The organism is Clostridium tetanomorphum (genome assembly GCF_017873215.1).
Lineage (GTDB): Bacteria > Bacillota > Clostridia > Clostridiales > Clostridiaceae > Clostridium_AO > Clostridium_AO tetanomorphum.
In genome coordinates, this window is sequence record NZ_JAGGKA010000019.1 from 43,044 (window position 1) to 59,384 (window position 16,341).

General features: G+C 30.2%; 19 protein-coding genes. All 19 read left to right on the forward strand.

Annotated elements, in window-relative coordinates; all coding sequences use genetic code 11:
* Positions 1 to 6 precede the first annotated feature (6 nt).
* The 19 genes from J2Z24_RS16445 to murA all read left to right on the forward strand — a co-directional run bounded on the left by J2Z24_RS16445 (position 7) and on the right by murA (position 16,339).
* Positions 7 to 1,059: an L-threonylcarbamoyladenylate synthase gene (locus J2Z24_RS16445; RefSeq protein WP_035145080.1), complete on the forward strand. Its 1,053-nt coding sequence runs from the start codon at positions 7 to 9 to the stop codon at positions 1,057 to 1,059.
* A gap of 91 nt (positions 1,060 to 1,150) precedes the next feature.
* Positions 1,151 to 1,606, forward strand: a complete 456-nt coding sequence (locus J2Z24_RS16450; protein ID WP_035145077.1) for a low molecular weight protein arginine phosphatase — start codon at positions 1,151 to 1,153, stop codon at positions 1,604 to 1,606.
* A gap of 77 nt (positions 1,607 to 1,683) precedes the next feature.
* On the forward strand, positions 1,684 to 2,133 hold the full coding sequence (gene rpiB, locus J2Z24_RS16455) for a ribose 5-phosphate isomerase B (protein ID WP_035145074.1): 450 nt from the start codon (positions 1,684 to 1,686) through the stop codon (positions 2,131 to 2,133).
* A gap of 21 nt (positions 2,134 to 2,154) precedes the next feature.
* Positions 2,155 to 2,784, forward strand: a complete 630-nt coding sequence (upp, locus tag J2Z24_RS16460) for a uracil phosphoribosyltransferase (RefSeq protein WP_035145072.1) — start codon at positions 2,155 to 2,157, stop codon at positions 2,782 to 2,784.
* A 135-nt stretch (positions 2,785 to 2,919) separates the two neighbouring features.
* The gene (locus tag J2Z24_RS16465) at positions 2,920 to 3,408 is read left to right on the forward strand and encodes a deoxycytidylate deaminase (RefSeq protein WP_035145070.1); all 489 of its coding nucleotides are present in this window, start codon (positions 2,920 to 2,922) and stop codon (positions 3,406 to 3,408) included.
* A 27-nt stretch (positions 3,409 to 3,435) separates the two neighbouring features.
* The gene (locus J2Z24_RS16470) at positions 3,436 to 4,470 is read left to right on the forward strand and encodes an MraY family glycosyltransferase (RefSeq protein WP_035145068.1); all 1,035 of its coding nucleotides are present in this window, start codon (positions 3,436 to 3,438) and stop codon (positions 4,468 to 4,470) included.
* 26 nt (positions 4,471 to 4,496) lie between these two features.
* Positions 4,497 to 5,651, forward strand: a complete 1,155-nt coding sequence (gene wecB / locus J2Z24_RS16475) for a non-hydrolyzing UDP-N-acetylglucosamine 2-epimerase (protein WP_035145066.1) — start codon at positions 4,497 to 4,499, stop codon at positions 5,649 to 5,651.
* A 149-nt stretch (positions 5,652 to 5,800) separates the two neighbouring features.
* Complete coding sequence (locus tag J2Z24_RS16480; protein WP_035145064.1) at positions 5,801 to 6,979, forward strand: acetyl-CoA C-acetyltransferase; 1,179 nt, start codon at positions 5,801 to 5,803, stop codon at positions 6,977 to 6,979.
* Between the two features lie 552 nt (positions 6,980 to 7,531).
* Positions 7,532 to 7,933 carry an ATP synthase subunit I gene (locus tag J2Z24_RS16485; protein WP_035145063.1) on the forward strand — a complete coding sequence of 134 codons (402 nt, stop codon included), beginning with the start codon at positions 7,532 to 7,534 and terminating at the stop codon, positions 7,931 to 7,933.
* Positions 7,934 to 7,948: 15 nt separating this feature from the next.
* The gene (locus J2Z24_RS16490; RefSeq protein ID WP_035145061.1) at positions 7,949 to 8,629 is read left to right on the forward strand and encodes a F0F1 ATP synthase subunit A; all 681 of its coding nucleotides are present in this window, start codon (positions 7,949 to 7,951) and stop codon (positions 8,627 to 8,629) included.
* Between the two features lie 35 nt (positions 8,630 to 8,664).
* Positions 8,665 to 8,919, forward strand: a complete 255-nt coding sequence (gene atpE, locus J2Z24_RS16495; protein WP_111947618.1) for an ATP synthase F0 subunit C — start codon at positions 8,665 to 8,667, stop codon at positions 8,917 to 8,919.
* A 40-nt stretch (positions 8,920 to 8,959) separates the two neighbouring features.
* The gene (locus J2Z24_RS16500; RefSeq protein WP_035145056.1) at positions 8,960 to 9,436 is read left to right on the forward strand and encodes a F0F1 ATP synthase subunit B; all 477 of its coding nucleotides are present in this window, start codon (positions 8,960 to 8,962) and stop codon (positions 9,434 to 9,436) included.
* A 2-nt stretch (positions 9,437 to 9,438) separates the two neighbouring features.
* Positions 9,439 to 9,978 carry a F0F1 ATP synthase subunit delta gene (locus tag J2Z24_RS16505; protein ID WP_035145053.1) on the forward strand — a complete coding sequence of 180 codons (540 nt, stop codon included), beginning with the start codon at positions 9,439 to 9,441 and terminating at the stop codon, positions 9,976 to 9,978.
* 10 nt (positions 9,979 to 9,988) lie between these two features.
* Positions 9,989 to 11,491: a F0F1 ATP synthase subunit alpha gene (gene atpA / locus J2Z24_RS16510; protein ID WP_035145050.1), complete on the forward strand. Its 1,503-nt coding sequence runs from the start codon at positions 9,989 to 9,991 to the stop codon at positions 11,489 to 11,491.
* A gap of 34 nt (positions 11,492 to 11,525) precedes the next feature.
* Complete coding sequence (gene atpG, locus J2Z24_RS16515) at positions 11,526 to 12,377, forward strand: ATP synthase F1 subunit gamma (protein ID WP_035145047.1); 852 nt, start codon at positions 11,526 to 11,528, stop codon at positions 12,375 to 12,377.
* Between the two features lie 31 nt (positions 12,378 to 12,408).
* A complete protein-coding gene (atpD, locus tag J2Z24_RS16520; protein ID WP_035145045.1) occupies positions 12,409 to 13,806 on the forward strand; it encodes a F0F1 ATP synthase subunit beta in 1,398 nt (465 codons plus the stop codon).
* 14 nt (positions 13,807 to 13,820) lie between these two features.
* Entirely contained in the window at positions 13,821 to 14,087 is a 267-nt protein-coding gene (locus tag J2Z24_RS16525) for a F0F1 ATP synthase subunit epsilon (RefSeq protein WP_051593121.1), read from the forward strand.
* A 279-nt stretch (positions 14,088 to 14,366) separates the two neighbouring features.
* On the forward strand, positions 14,367 to 15,056 hold the full coding sequence (locus J2Z24_RS16530; RefSeq protein ID WP_051593120.1) for a hypothetical protein: 690 nt from the start codon (positions 14,367 to 14,369) through the stop codon (positions 15,054 to 15,056).
* A gap of 23 nt (positions 15,057 to 15,079) precedes the next feature.
* Positions 15,080 to 16,339: a UDP-N-acetylglucosamine 1-carboxyvinyltransferase gene (gene murA / locus J2Z24_RS16535; RefSeq protein WP_035145042.1), complete on the forward strand. Its 1,260-nt coding sequence runs from the start codon at positions 15,080 to 15,082 to the stop codon at positions 16,337 to 16,339.
* Positions 16,340 to 16,341: the final 2 nt, after the last annotated feature.

Here is a 16,341-nt window from a genome sequence, read left to right on the forward strand (position 1 = left end):
GTAGCTTTGGATACAAAGGTTGTAATGTTAGACGAACATGATTTAGATAATAGTGTAATTAGAGAATGTGGAAAAATAATTAGAGATGGAGGACTGGTAGTATTTCCTACAGAAACAGTATACGGTCTTGGAGCAAATGCTTTAGATGCAAATGCAGTTAAGAAAATATTTCAAGCTAAAGGAAGACCTCAAGATAACCCATTAATAGTTCATATAGCTGACATGGAATCTATAAAGCCTTTGGTAAAAGAAGTACCTGAAGTAGCTGAGAAAATAATGAAAAAATTTTGGCCAGGACCTATGACTGTAATATTGAGAAAAACAGATCTAATACCAGATGAGACTAGTGCCGGATTAGATAGTGTTGGAATCAGAATGCCGTCTAATTTGATTGGAAGAGAACTTATTAAAATGTCAGAAGTACCTATAGCAGCTCCTTCAGCTAATATATCAGGTAAACCAAGTCCTACAGATGTAGAAAGATGTGTAGAAGATTTAATGGGAAAAGTAGATTACATTATAGGAGGAGATAAATGCGCTGTAGGAGTAGAATCTACAGTAATAGATTGTACTGTCTATCCTCCTTGCATATTAAGACCAGGTGGTATTACCTTAGAAATGCTTAGAGAAATAGACTCTAACATATATATAGATCCGGCAATTATGAAAAAGCCAACAAAAGATTTAAAACCTAAAGCTCCAGGAATGAAATATAGACATTATGCACCTAAAGCACCGGTAAAAATTGTTCAAGGTGAATTGGACAAAGTTGTAGATAAAATTAATAAAATGGCAGAAGAATATTCAAAAGAAAATAAGATTGTAGGTATAATGGCAACAGATGAAACATTAAATAGATATATATATGGATTAACACTATCTTTAGGAAGTAGAAACAGCTTAGAGTCTATAGCTCAAAATTTATTCGAAACTTTAAGAACCTTTGATGACAAAAAAGTAGATGTTATAATTTCTGAATCCTTTGAGGAAAATGGTATAGGAATAGCTATTATGAATAGACTAAAAAAATCTGCAGGTTTCGATATCATTCATATCTAAACTTTTAATTTAAATTATAGTTGACATATAATGAACAGTAAGTTAAAATGTTTAACTGATAGTTATTAAAGATTAGGCATGGGAGGTAGCTATGAAAGTATTATTTGTTTGTACAGGAAATACATGTAGAAGTTGTATGGCAGAAGTTATTTTTAATAATCTAAAAGAAGATACATCTTTTATTGCATTTTCTGCGGGAATAGCTGCTAATCCTTATAGTAAAACTTCTTTAAATTCTGCTTCAATAGTTAAGAAAGAATTAAATACAGATATTAGTAAAAGGTATGCAGTTCAATTAACGGAAGAATTAATTTGTGAAAATGATTTAATTTTTACAATGACGCATTACATAAAAGAACTTTTAATAAGCAACTTTACTAAATATAAAAATAAAATATATTGTTTAAATGAGTATGTCGGCATTAAAGGGGATGTTTTGGATCCTTATGGCGGCGCAATAACTGTTTATGAGAACACTTTTAATGAGTTAAAAAATAGTATTTTATTACTATTAAATAAATTAAAAGAAGATAAAAGTATTTCTTAAAATACTCCTATCTTCTTTTTTTGTGGGCAAACTAAAATATATATTACAAACACAAATAAACATGGAGGTGTATTATTTTGAAAATTGCATTAGGAAGTGATCATGCAGGATTACCTTTAAAAAGGGAAATAATTAAACATTTGGAAGGTAAAGGAATACAAGTACAGGATTTTGGAACACTTACAGAAGATTCTTGTGATTATCCTGATTATGCTATAAAAGTAGCAGAAGAAGTTGCAGCAAAAAGATATGATTTTGGTATATTAGTATGTGGAACAGGGATAGGAATTAGCATAGCTGCCAATAAAGTTCCAGGGGTAAGAGCAGCACTTTGTGGAGATACATTTAGTGCTCATGCTTGCAGAGAACACAATGATGCTAATATATTAGCATTAGGACAAAGAGTAGTAGGAGTAGGATTAGCATTAGATATAGTAGATAATTTTTTATCCGCTAAATATGAAGGTGGAAGACACCAAAAAAGAATAGATAAAATTTCTTGTATAGAAAGCAAATATAATAAATAAATTTTAGGAGGAACAATAATTATGAGTAAAGTCACTCAAATATCACATCCATTAATATTACATAAATTAGCACTAATTAGAGATAAAAATACAGGATCTAAGGACTTTAGGGAATTAGTAGAAGAAGTTGCTATGCTAATGGCTTATGAAGTAACTAGAGATCTTCAATTACAAGAAGTGGAGATAGAAACACCTATATGTAAAAGTAAATGCAAAATGTTAGCTGGGAAGAAAGTAGCCATAGTTCCAATATTAAGGGCAGGATTAGGAATGGTAGATGGTATGTTAAAGCTTATACCAGCAGCAAAGGTTGGACATATAGGTTTATATAGAGATGAGAAGACTTTAAAGCCAGTAGAATATTTTTGTAAACTTCCACAAGATATAGGAGAAAGAGATGTTATAGTTACAGATCCAATGCTTGCTACTGGAGGATCAGCAGCAGATGCTATCACTCTTTTAAAGAAAAGAGGAGCAAAGCATATAAGACTTATGTGTTTAATAGCGGCTCCAGAAGGTGTTAAGGCAGTTATGGATGAACATCCTGATATAGACATATATGTAGGAGCTATTGATGAAAAATTAAATGAAGATGGATATATAGTACCTGGTTTAGGTGATGCTGGAGATAGATTATATGGCACTAAATAAAATTAAAAGTCGGCTAAATGCCGACTTTTAATTTTATCACTAATACTTTTAATTATTTGTATTTTGGTATAGAATAGTACGTAGTATAAAAAGATTGCAACTAATCTTTTAAAAATACATAATAATGGAGGCATTATGGATAGAATAGATAAAAGTAACTATTATTTAGATATATGTGAGACCATTCTAGAAAGAGGGACTTGTCTAAGACGAAATTTTGCAGCTATAATTGTAAAAAACGATGAAATAATTGCTACTGGATATACGGGGGCCCCTAGAGGAAGAAAAAATTGTTGTGATATAGGATATTGTAGAAGAGAGCAACTAAATGTGCCTAGGGGGACTAGGTACGAATTGTGCAGATCCGTTCATGCAGAACAAAATGCTATAATATCTGCAAGAAGACAGGATATGATAGGAGCTACTATGTATTTAGTGGGAAAAGAATATTCAAGTGGAAAGTTTGTGCAGAATACTTCTCCTTGTGCCCTTTGTAAAAGGTTTATAATAAATTCAGGCATACATAAAGTAGTTATAAGAGATACAAAAGTTGAGTATAGAAGTTTTTTAGTGGAAGAGTGGATAGAAAATGACGATTCTCTTGTTGGTGATGGATCTTATTAATGGAGAGATAAAATGGAGAGATAAAATATGAATAATTTAATTTTAGTAGCTATATTTTCAACAGTACTTTCTTTTTTGTTGACACCTTTAGTGAAAAAGTTTGCAATAAAGGTTAGAGTTATAGATGTGCCTAAAGATAAAAGAAGAGTACATAAAAAGCCAATTCCATTATTAGGTGGATTAGCTATATATATATCCTTTATAACTACATTATTATTAAAGAGTGGGCCACTAACAAATCAGGAAAAGGGAATAATATTAGGAGCTACTTTAATTGTTATAGGAGGATTTTTAGACGATAAATATGAAATAAAGCCTTTAATAAAATTATTATTTCAGATATCAGCAGCAGTAATATTAATAATATTTGGAGTAAGAATAGTAAATATAACTAATCCTTTTCCGAATTATCATCTTTGGATTAAAGTAGGATGGTTATCTATACCGTTGACTATATTATGGGTTGTAGGAATAACTAATTCAATAAATCTTATAGATGGATTAGATGGTCTTGCTGCAGGGGTGGCTTTAATATCTTGTATAACTCTTTTTATAATTGCATTATTTAAAATTGATACTAGATTTGAAGCAGCTTTTTTAACCTGTGCATTAAGTGGAGCAATATTGGGATTTTTACCATATAATTTTAATCCGGCATCTATTTTTATGGGAGATACAGGAGCACAGCTCTTAGGCTTCTTATTGGCTGCAATATCAATAGAAGGTGCCATAAAATCTGCAGCAGCTTTTGCTATATCTGTACCTATTTTAGCTTTAGGATTGCCAATTTATGATACTCTTTTTGCAATGGTAAGAAGGAAAATTAATGGAAAACCCATAATGGGAGCAGATAGAGGGCATTTACATCATAGGCTATTGGACATGGGGTTAACCCAAAGACAAGCTGTTATAATAATGTATCTTATAAGTGCGATTCTTGGCAGTTTCGCAATATTAGCAATGCAAATAAGTAGCCAAAGCTCGTATTTCCTTTTAGCTGTAGTAATGTTAATATTAGTACTTATGGCTTGGAAATGTGGTTTTTTCAAACATAGAGAATAGGTACTGTAAAATTTGGAGGTAAAGTAATGAATAAGATTAAGATTATTACTATATTTGGTACAAGACCAGAAGCGATAAAGATGGCTCCTTTAGTTAAGGAATTGGAAAGCAGAGAAGAGATAGAAAGTAAAGTTTGTGTAACAGCTCAACATAGAGAAATGTTAGATCAAGTATTGAATCTTTTTAATATTACACCTGACTTTGATTTAAATATAATGAAGGAGAAACAAAGTTTAACGGGAATTACTATAAAAGTACTAGAAGGATTAAAAGAAATCTTTGAAGCAGAGAAGCCTAATTTGATATTAGTACATGGTGATACTACTACTACGTTTGCGGGAGCACTAGCAGCTTTTTACCAAAAAATAAAGGTAGGACATGTAGAAGCAGGACTGAGAACCTACAATAAGTATTTTCCATTTCCAGAGGAAATGAATAGAAAACTTACTGGAGCTATTGCAGATTTGCATTTTGCCCCAACTATGAGTTCTAAGAATAACCTTACTAGGGAAGGCGTAGAAGAAAAGGATATATTTATAACAGGAAATACTGTTATAGATGCTATGAAGTTTACTGTTGATAAAGAATATACTTTTGAAAATAAACAGTTAAATTCTATAGATTATAAAAATAAGAAAGTTATTATGGTAACCGCACATAGAAGAGAAAACTGGGGAAAAGGTATAGAAAATATATGTATGGCTTTAAAAGATATAGTAAGAAATAATGAGGATGTAGAATTAGTTTATTTAGTTCATTTGAATCCAATAGTTAAAGATATAGTATATAAACATTTAGGAGAAGAAAAGAGAGTACATTTACTTTCCCCATTGGATACTAAAGAAGCACATAATTTAATGAATAAATGCTTTATGGTAATGACAGATTCAGGAGGATTGCAAGAAGAGGCGCCACATCTTGGTAAACCAGTTCTTGTATTAAGGGATGTAACAGAGAGACCGGAAGCTGTAAATTCAGGAACTGTTAAGTTAGTTGGAACAGATGTGGATAAAATTATAAGAGAAGCTAATTTATTAATAAGAAATAGTAATGAATATGAAAAGATGAGCAAAGCAACCAATCCTTATGGCGATGGAAAAGCATCAGCTAGGATAGTGGATGGCATTCTGTATTATTATGGATTTATTGAGAATAGAGCGGAAGAATTTAAATTCATGTAAACTTTGTGTTTTTTTTAACAAAATCTATTGATAAAAATTAAAAATATGGTTATAATTAAATTGTTGACAGAAAAATTTGTGAATTGTAGATTATAAATGTAAAAAATTTGAACAAAATTTAACAAAGTTTAACAATAGGAGGGTTATAAATGAAAGAAGTTGTTATTGCAAGTGCAGTTAGAACTGCTGTTGGTTCATTTGGTGGTGCATTAAAGGGAGTGCCAGCAGTTGAATTAGGTGCTACTGTTATAAAAGAAGCAGTAAAAAGAGCAGGTGTAAAACCAGAACAGGTACAAGAAGTTATAATGGGTAATGTTCTTCAAGCAGGACTTGGACAAAATCCAGCAAGACAGGCGGTTATAAAAGCAGGTCTTCCAGAGGAAGTTCCAGCATTTACAATAAATAAAGTTTGTGGTTCAGGATTAAGAGCTGTAAGCTTAGCATGTCAGATGATTAAAGCAGGAGATGCTGATATAATAGTAGCTGGTGGTATGGAAAACATGTCAAGAGCTCCATATGTATTAAATGATGCTAGATGGGGACAGAGAATGGGAAATGGCCAAATGGTTGATGAAATGATAAATGATGGTTTATGGGATGCATTTAACCAATACCACATGGGAATAACTGCAGAAAACATAGCAGAAAAATGGGGCTTAACAAGAGAAATGCAAGATGAATTTGCATTAGCTTCTCAAAATAAGGCTGAAGAAGCTGTAAAATCAGGAAGATTTAAAGATGAAATAGTTCCAGTTGTTATTCCACAGAGAAAGGGAGAACCAAAAGTATTTGATACAGATGAGTTCCCAAGATTTGGAACAACTATGGAAGCATTAGTTAAATTAAAGCCAGCATTTAAGAAAGATGGAACAGTTACAGCTGGTAATGCTTCAGGTATCAATGATGGTGCTGCTGCATTAGTTATTATGAGTGCTGAAAAAGCTAAAGAACTAGGTGTAAAACCATTAGCTAAAATAGTTTCTTATGGATCAGCAGGATTAGACCCAGCTATAATGGGATATGGTCCTTTCCACTCAACAAAAATTGCTTTAGAAAAAGCTAATTTAACTATAGAAGACTTAGATTTAATCGAAGCTAATGAAGCTTTCGCAGCTCAAAGTTTAGCAGTTGCTAAAGACCTTAACTTTGATATGTCCAAAGTTAATGTAAATGGTGGAGCTATAGCTTTAGGTCATCCAATAGGAGCATCAGGAGCTAGAATATTAACAACTCTTCTTTATGAAATGGAAAAGAGAGATTCTAAAAAAGGTTTAGCTACACTTTGTATAGGTGGCGGAATGGGAACAGCTATTATAGTTGAAAGATAATTAAATAAAATAGTTTAAAAAGCAGGAGATTTTCTCCTGCTTTTTTATGTAAATTTATTTTTAAGTTTTCATGAAATATTTATATGATAGGTATTATATAAAAAAATAACTTAAATATAGAAAATTATTTATTTTATGAAAATATCATAAATAATAGTATAAACGTTTACTTAACATAGATCAGGTTAGGTATTTTAGAGTTAACAGATATTTAATAAAATAATTTTTAAATATATAAAATGTATAAAATTCATTATTCAGAAAATTATAAATGGAGCTTTTGTATACTAGATTAGTTTACATTAAAATAGACATGAGATTTAGAGTTAAATTACATTAAAAAAGATAAATTTACAAGTTTTTTAATAGTTAGTTAATTGAATAAAAACAAATTTTATTATACTTATTAAACTAATTGGCAAAGAAAAGAAAATAAATAGAAAGCTATGAAGAAAAAACTAGGTATAAATTTATATAGATTAACAAAAATACTAATATAATAATAAATTTGGGGGTATTTTAAATTTTGTAGAAAAAAGTTAGAGGTCTATAATGTATAACATACCTAATAAAGGCATTGGGGTGAATATATTGGCAAAAGAACTTTTAATAATGATGAAAAGAGTTTTCTTTTATGACTTATTTATAGGGATTATAGTGGCTATAGTATCACTTTTATTAATCTCTAATTATTGTTTCTATTTGTTACTTGGTATTGTGACTGCTATTTTAAGTTTTTTTATGAATAGTGTTTTCACCAATTATATAGTCACAAGTAGAAAGGAAAGCTATAGAATGCTCATGCTTTTCAATTCTATTTTTAGAATAGCGTTTATATGTATTATAGCTATATTAATTTTTAGCTTCAATGAGAGCATGGTATTCCCTTTTTTAATAGGGTATTCATTACATTTTTTATCAATAATCGTATATTCTGTAAGCATTAAAAATTAAGAGAGAGGGGATATAGTGGAAGTAGCAAAACCAATATTTATATTAAATTTTTTTGGTATCAATTTTAAAGTGACAAGCAATATATTGACTCAATGGGCAATAATACTGATCTTTGGTTTAATAGCTTTTATATTTACAAGAAATTTAAAGATGATTCCAGACAAGAAACAAAGTATTTTGGAAATTTTTGTTCAGACAGTTATTAATTTGGTTAAAGAAAATATGGGGGAAAGATATTTAGCATTTGTTCCTTTTATAGGAACTATGATTATATATCTTTTATCTATGAATTTAGTAGGATTTATTGGAGTTGTACCTCCAACATCAGATTATAGTATAAATTTGGGGATGGCATTGATAACATTCATTGTAGTACAGGCATATGCCATAAAAAAAGTAGGATTATCAAAATATTTTGTAGCATATGGAAAACCCTATTTTTTTATGCTTCCATTAAATATTATCGAAAGAATTATGTTGCCAGTATCCTTAAGTCTTAGATTATTTGGCAATATGACTGCAGCTTATATAATTATGGAACTTATATATAGTTCTTTAGGATCTTTAAATCCGTTTGCACAATTAGTTATACCAGTTCCATTACATATATATTTTGATGTGTTTGATGGAACCATACAGATGATTATATTTATAATGCTTACTATGATTAATATAAAAATAATATCAGAACATTAAATTTTAATTTAAGGAGGAGTTTTATTATGAATTCAATTGATCCAAAGGCATTTGTCGCAGGGATGGCAGCTATAGGTGCAGGTCTTGCTGCATTAGGTTGTATAGGAGCAGGTATAGGAACAGGTAATGCTACAGGAAAAGCAGTAGAGGGAATATCAAGACAACCTGAGGCTAATGGGAAGATAATGAGTGCTCTTGTTATAGGAAGTGCTTTCTCTGAAGCTACTGCTATTTATGCAGCTTTAATAGGATTGTTATTAATATTTAAAGTAATATCAAAACTAATTTAGTAAAGGGTAGATTAAGCCTGAAGGGAGGCTTGAAACTTAAATGATAAATGTCTCAGAATCTGTAGCAACCATAATAAACTTTGTTATATTTTTAGGCATATTAACATATTTTTTGTTTAAACCGATACAAAACATACTAAATACAAGAGAGAATGATATAAAAAGTAGAATAAAAACTACTAAAGAAAATGAAAAGAAGGCTGAGAACTTATTAGTAGAAAATAGTAAGATCATAAATGAATCTAAAGAAAAAGGAAAGGCTTTAGTAGAACAATATAAGATTAAAGCTGAAAGAATATCAGAAGAAATAATAAGAGATGCAAAAAAAGAAGCAGCTCTAGTTGAAGAAAGATCTAGAAATGAGATAAATCTAGAGAAAGAAAAAGCTAGAGATGAACTAAAGAAACAAATCATTGATTTATCTGTATTAATGTGTTCAAAAGCATTAGAAGAAACTATTGATAAAGAAAAGCATAAGCAACTTATTAAAGATTTTATTTCTAAGGTAGGTATATAACCATGTATGAATATCTAGATAGACGATATGCTATGGCATTATATGAGGTTGCCGAAAAAAAGAATAAAATAGAAGAATATAGAAAGTCTTTTCAAGAAATTATAGACCTTGTATATAGTAATCCAGAACTTATTCAACTTATTAAGCATCCACAAATAAGTACTGATAAAAAGAAAAAAGTATTTATAAAAATTTTTAAGGGAAAAATTGATGAGGAGTTATTGTCTTTTTTATTGATTCTAATAGAAAAAGGTAGAATACTATATCTTAAAGAAAAACAAAAAGAACTTGAGAAGATATATTTTGAAAAGCATAATATGCTATTGGCTCATATAAAAACAGTAATACCTCTAGAAGAACAAGATAGAATAAACTTAAAAGAAAAACTAAAAAACAAATATAAAAAGGAAATAATATTAAGAGAAGAGATTGATAAAAGTATTATAGGTGGAGTATATGTAAGAGTTGGAGAAGACGTAATAGATGGAACAATCAAGGGAAGATTACACGAAATGAAAAAGTTAGCATTTAAGATAGAATAGAGGTGATAAAATGAATATAAGTCCTGAAGAAATTACTTCAATAATAAAAAAGGAAATAGAAAGATATGAGAAGAAAATACAGACGGAAGATTCAGGTACAATTATTCAAATTGGAGATGGAGTAGCAAGAGTATATGGGCTTGATGATTGTATGGCTGGAGAGCTTTTAGAGTTTCCAAATGATGTGTATGGTATGGCTTTAAATTTAGAGCAGGATAATGTAGGATGTGTATTGTTTGGACCAGAAGAAGGCTTAAAAGAGGGAGATGTAGTAAAGAGAACAGGGAAAGTTGTAGAAGTACCTGTTGGAGAATCTCTTATTGGTAGAGTTGTCAATTCTTTGGGAAAGGCTATAGATGGAAAAGGACCTATAAATACACAAGAACAAAGGGCCATTGAAATACAAGCACCAGGAGTAATAGCTAGGCAATCAGTTAAAGAACCATTACAAACAGGAATAAAGGCCATAGATTCTATGATTCCTATAGGAAAAGGGCAAAGAGAGTTAATAATAGGAGATAGACAAACAGGAAAAACTGCTTTAGCAATAGATACAATATTAAATCAAAAAGACAAAGATGTTATATGCATATATGTGGCTATAGGACAAAAACAGTCTACAGTAGCGCATATAGTAAATGATTTAAATGAAATGGGAGGCATGGATTATACGATAGTTGTAGCATCTACAGCATCAGAAACTGCCCCATTACAATTTTTAGCTCCTTATTCTGCTTGTAGTATGGGTGAGTATTTTATGAATAAAGGAAAAGATGTTTTGATAATATATGATGATTTATCAAAACATGCTGTAGCATATAGAACTATGTCATTGCTGTTAAGAAGACCACCAGGAAGAGAAGCCTATCCAGGAGATGTTTTTTATTTGCATTCAAGACTTCTGGAAAGGGCAGCCAAACTATCTAATGAATTAGGAGGAGGATCACTAACAGCTATTCCTATTATAGAAACATTAGCAGGAGATGTAACAGCATATATTCCAACAAATGTTATATCTATAACGGATGGACAGATATTTTTAGATTCTGATTTGTTTTATTCTGGGATAAGGCCAGCTGTAAACGCAGGAATATCTGTATCTAGAGTTGGAGGAAATGCTCAGATAAAAGCTATGAAGCAAGTAGCGGGAACTCTCAGATTAGAGTTAGCTCAGTATAGGGAATTAGTATCTTTTGCTCAATTTGGGTCAGATCTTGATAAAGAAGCTAAAAAAAGACTTGAAAAAGGAAGAAGACTAGTGGAAATATTACAGCAAGATCAATATAAACCAATAGATGTAGTAAAACAAATAATGATACTTTATGCAGGAGTTAATGATTATTTAATGGATATACCTGTAGAAAAAATAGGAAGTTTTGAAGATGAATTTTTAAGCTATATGGATATTCATAATAGAGATATTGAAAGATTAATATTAGAAAAGGGAGAACTATCAGGAGAAATAAAAGAAAAATTAAATGCAGCTATAGAAGAATTTAAAAAGAGCTTTTAAACGAAGGAGAATAATCCTTTGTAGGAGGTGTAACATGGCATCCATAGGATTAATTGGTATAAGAAGAAGAATGAAATCAGTAACCAACACTCAAAAAATAACAAAAGCCATGGGAATAGTTGCTACATCTAAATTAAAAAAAAGTAGAGAAAGATTAGATGGGAATATAAATTATTATAACTATGTTAAAGAAATTAAAAACTATATCTTAAAGGCTATTGAGGGAAAAAACATATATGTAGATGGAAATAAAAATGGAAAAAAGTTATATATATGTATAACTTCAAATTTGGGACTTTGTGGTGGATATAATGTAAATGCAGTAAATGAAACTATAAATAAATTAATTAAAGACAAAAAAAATTCTATACTAATGGTTGTAGGTAAAAAAGGTAAAAATTATTTTAATAAATTTAAAATTAATGTAGAAAGAGAGTTTTTAGATTTAGGTGAAGAACCAGATTTAGAAGATATGAATAGTATAAGTAATTTAATACTAAACATGTATACAAACAAAGATGTAAGTTCAGTTTATGTAATATATACAAAATTTTTATCATCAGTAAAACAAGTGGCAGAAACAAAGAAAATACTTCCTTTAGAAGTTAATGAAAATAATGATTTGGATCATAATTTTGAATTTGAAATTGATCCCCAAGATATGTTAGAAAATATTATAGAAACTTATTTAGATGAAGAATTATTAAATCTTTTATTAAATTCAAAGTCATCGGAGCATGCGGCTAGGATGACAGCTATGGATGCTGCTACTAAGAATGCTAAAGATATATTAGATAAACTAAATACGGAATATAATAGAATAAGACAAAGTGCGATTACTGAAGAAATATCTGAAATCATTGGAGGAGCTGAGGCTCAAAAGTAAATCCTTCATAGATTTAAATAGGAGGTATAAGATGGCAGGAAATATAGGGAAAGTAGTTCAGGTAATTGGTGCTGTTGTAGATATTAAGTTTGACTCAGACTATCTTCCTAACATATATAATGCTATAGAGATAGAGTTAGATGATAGAAAGATAATAACAGAAGTAGAACAACATATCGGAGATGACATAGTAAGGACTATAGCTATGGAATCTACAGATGGGCTAAAAAGAGGAATTAATGCTATTGATACAGGAAAACCTATATCAGTACCTGTAGGAAAAGAAGTGTTAGGAAGATTATTCAATGTTCTAGGTAATCCAATTGATAACTGTGGTGAAGTAAAAGGCAGTGAATTATATCCAATACATAGAAAAGCTCCTACTTTTGAAGAGCAATCTGTAGAGCCTGAGATGTTTGAAACAGGAATTAAAGTTATAGACTTATTAGCACCTTATGAAAAAGGTGGGAAAATAGGATTATTTGGTGGTGCAGGTGTTGGGAAAACTGTTCTTATACAAGAACTTATAAATAACATTGCAAAAGAACATGGAGGGTTATCTGTATTTACAGGTGTAGGTGAGAGAACTAGAGAAGGAAATGATCTTTATAATGAAATGAAGGAATCTGGAGTAATACAAAAAACTGCATTAGTTTTTGGACAAATGAATGAACCACCGGGAGCAAGAATGAGAGTAGCGTTAACAGGACTTACTATGGCAGAATACTTTAGAGATCAAGGGCAAGATGTTCTTTTATTTGTAGACAATATATTTAGATTTACTCAGGCAGGTTCGGAAGTTTCAGCTCTTCTTGGAAGAATACCTAGTGCTGTTGGATATCAACCAACCCTTGCTACAGAGATGGGAGCATTACAGGAAAGAATAACATCAACTATTCATGGATCTATTACATCTGTTCAAGCTGTATATGTTCCGGCAGATGACTTAACTGATCCAGCACCGGCTACTACATTTACACATTTAGATGCTACTACTGTACTATCAAGATCAATAGTTGAGCTTGGCATATATCCTGCAGTAGATCCTCTAGAATCTACTTCCAGAATATTAGATCCAAGGGTAGTTGGAGAGGAACATTATCATGTAGCTACAGAAGTAAAACATGTATTGGAAAGATATAAGGAACTACAGGATATAATAGCAATATTAGGAGTTGATGAGCTTTCAGAAGAAGATAAATCAATAGTAGCTAGAGCTAGAAGAATTCAAAGGTTCTTATCTCAGCCATTTACTGTAGGAGAACAATTTACAGGAATAAAGGGGAGATATGTTCCCGTGAAAGAGACTGTAAGAGGATTCAAAGAAATATTAGAAGGAAAATATGACGAGTTACCAGAATCAGCATTTTTATTTGCAGGGACTATAGATGAAGTGGTGGAAAAAGCCAAAACTATGATGAATGAATAAGGGAAAGATGAAATATGGAAAATAGTATTAAACTTATAGTAAGTACACCTTTTAAAGAACATTATAATATAGATATAAAAAAGATTATTACTGAAAGTATAACTGGGAGAATAGAAATACTTCCAAAACATTCCCCATTAATAGCTATATTGAAGCCTGCTTTGACAGAATTTGAAGATATAAATGGAGAAAAACATAGTTTTCGAAGTTCTAAAGGATTAATGGAAGTAACTAATAATGAAGTTACAATAGTATGTAACAATATTGAAAATAGTAATTAAAATGAATATATATGTAAAGTATAAAATGATTAAAAACCTCCGTAACTTAGAGCTGCGGAGGTTTTTTAACAAGTAAAAAAATGTTTATAATGAATAATTGTAAAAAAGAGTATCAATATAATTTGTAACATTTTCCTATAAAAATTATATATTAGTAATATATTTAGTGAATAATATTTATATATATGTCCATAATTTAACTTGAAAAGATAATTTGGTAATTTATGTATCTTTTTAGTTTAAATTATAGGGGGGAAGCTATTTTAAATAGCGAAGGGTATGAAAATAAAAAAAATAATATTTTTAATTATTGCTATAATATTAGGAGTTTCGTTTATAGGAAGAAGTAAAGGTAGTGTTACTTTAACTGGTAGTGTGTTTGATTATATACTTAGAGATACTAAGGGAGAAGTTATTGAGTTTGGGTTAATTACAAATTTTAAGCATCAAAAAGAAGGGGAACAAGCCTGTAAATATGTATTAGAAAACTTAAAAATTTCCCCGAAAAACTATAGTAATATATTAAAAAATAAAAAAATTTATTCTGTAGAATTTAATAATGAAAAGTTAGAAGGGTACATTCAAAGTACAAAATATGACGAATATAATGTACTTACATTAAATATAAAGGAGAAAAGTAGAACTAATGAATTGGATAAATTAGAACAAAAAGTTAAAAAATCTTTAGGAAATAGAGATGTCAGTTTTTTTAAATATGTGAAAGCTAAGATAGATGATAGGGATTTAGAAAAGGAAAATAAAAAAATAATGACTTTATTAAGAAATATTGGAGGACAAGAAATACAAACTGTAAAGTTGGACAATGGATTTAGTACTATTGCTAATATTAATAAATATACTCCAGTAAATGTTAATGGAAGATTAGTTGATTTTAACTATGCTGTATGTAGCTATTATTCAGGTAATTATATAATAATGGGAACACCAGAGATACTCATTTCTTATTAGCAATTTATATATGGAGGATGAGAATGGATAAAATTATAATAAATGGTGGACAGAAATTAAGTGGGGAAGTAAAGATTAGTTCTGCCAAGAATGCTGTATTGCCTATTATAGCAGCCAGTATATTAAGTGCAGATAAATGTATTATAGATAATACACCTATGTTAGAAGATGTATTTGTAATAAGTGATGTACTAAGATCTATATCAGCAGATGTGGATATAGACAAGACTAATGATAAAATAATTATAGATACATCGGATATATATGATTGCGAACCTTGTGGTGAACTAGTAAAAAAGTTAAGAGCATCTTTTTTAATAATGGGTCCTATGCTTTCACGATTTGGTAAATTTAAAATATCATTACCAGGTGGTTGTAATATTGGAACAAGACCTATAGACTTACATTTAAAAGGGCTTAGTGCTCTTGGAGCAGAAGTAAATGTTGGATATGGATATGTAGAGGCTAAGGCAAAAAAACTAATTGGGAATAAAATATATTTAGATTTTCCGTCAGTAGGAGCAACAGAAAATATAATGATGGCAGCAGTTATGGCAGAAGGAGAAACCATAATTGAAAATGCTGCAGAAGAACCAGAGATAGAAGATTTAGCTAGGTTTTTAAATAGTATGGGAGCTAATGTAATAGGTGGTGGTACTGATACTATAAGAGTAAGAGGAGTAAAAAACTTGAAAGGAACTGTTCATAAACCTATATATGATAGGATAGAAACTGGTACTTTCATGGTAGCAGCAGCAATTACTAAGAGCAAAATTAAAATAATTGGAGTCAATGAAGAACACTTAAAACCTATAATAGCTAAATTAAAAGAAATGGGAGTTATAATAAAAATTGAAGGAGAAAATATTATAGTTGATGGAACTAATGAATTAAAACCTATTGATATAAAGACTATGCCTTATCCAGGATTTCCTACAGACATGCAGGCTCAAATGATGGGTTTATTAAGTTCTGTGCATGGAACTAGTGTTATAACAGAGACTATATTCGAAAATAGATATATGCATGTATCTGAAATGCGTAGAATGGGAGCCAATATAAAAATTGATGGAAGAAATGCAATAATTGAAGGAGTTAATACCCTAACAGGATGTGAAGTAAAATCAACAGATCTAAGAGCAGGAGCGGCTTTAATATTATGTGGATTAGCAGCGCATGGAGTTACGGAGGTAACAGATGTTTATCATATAGATAGAGGATATGTAAATATAGAAAAAAAGCTTCAGAGATTAGGGGCTGATGTATACAGGAAAAGTATGTAAAA

Excerpts from the sequence above, each read along its gene's own strand:
- J2Z24_RS16465 (WP_035145070.1), top strand. The coding sequence starts at position 2,920 with ATGGATAGAATAGATAAAAGTAACTATTATTTAGATATATGTGAGACC.
- atpG (WP_035145047.1), top strand. The coding sequence starts at position 11,526 with ATGGCATCCATAGGATTAATTGGTATAAGAAGAAGAATGAAATCAGTA.
- J2Z24_RS16485 (WP_035145063.1), top strand. The coding sequence starts at position 7,532 with ATGTATAACATACCTAATAAAGGCATTGGGGTGAATATATTGGCAAAA.
- J2Z24_RS16505 (WP_035145053.1), top strand. The coding sequence starts at position 9,439 with ATGTATGAATATCTAGATAGACGATATGCTATGGCATTATATGAGGTT.
- J2Z24_RS16500 (WP_035145056.1), top strand. The coding sequence starts at position 8,960 with ATGATAAATGTCTCAGAATCTGTAGCAACCATAATAAACTTTGTTATA.
- upp (WP_035145072.1), top strand. The coding sequence starts at position 2,155 with ATGAGTAAAGTCACTCAAATATCACATCCATTAATATTACATAAATTA.
- murA (WP_035145042.1), top strand. The coding sequence starts at position 15,080 with ATGGATAAAATTATAATAAATGGTGGACAGAAATTAAGTGGGGAAGTA.
- J2Z24_RS16450 (WP_035145077.1), top strand. The coding sequence starts at position 1,151 with ATGAAAGTATTATTTGTTTGTACAGGAAATACATGTAGAAGTTGTATG.
- J2Z24_RS16525 (WP_051593121.1), top strand. The coding sequence starts at position 13,821 with ATGGAAAATAGTATTAAACTTATAGTAAGTACACCTTTTAAAGAACAT.
- wecB (WP_035145066.1), top strand. The coding sequence starts at position 4,497 with ATGAATAAGATTAAGATTATTACTATATTTGGTACAAGACCAGAAGCG.
- J2Z24_RS16470 (WP_035145068.1), top strand. The coding sequence starts at position 3,436 with ATGAATAATTTAATTTTAGTAGCTATATTTTCAACAGTACTTTCTTTT.
- atpA (WP_035145050.1), top strand. The coding sequence starts at position 9,989 with ATGAATATAAGTCCTGAAGAAATTACTTCAATAATAAAAAAGGAAATA.
- atpD (WP_035145045.1), top strand. The coding sequence starts at position 12,409 with ATGGCAGGAAATATAGGGAAAGTAGTTCAGGTAATTGGTGCTGTTGTA.
- J2Z24_RS16480 (WP_035145064.1), top strand. The coding sequence starts at position 5,801 with ATGAAAGAAGTTGTTATTGCAAGTGCAGTTAGAACTGCTGTTGGTTCA.
- J2Z24_RS16530 (WP_051593120.1), top strand. The coding sequence starts at position 14,367 with ATGAAAATAAAAAAAATAATATTTTTAATTATTGCTATAATATTAGGA.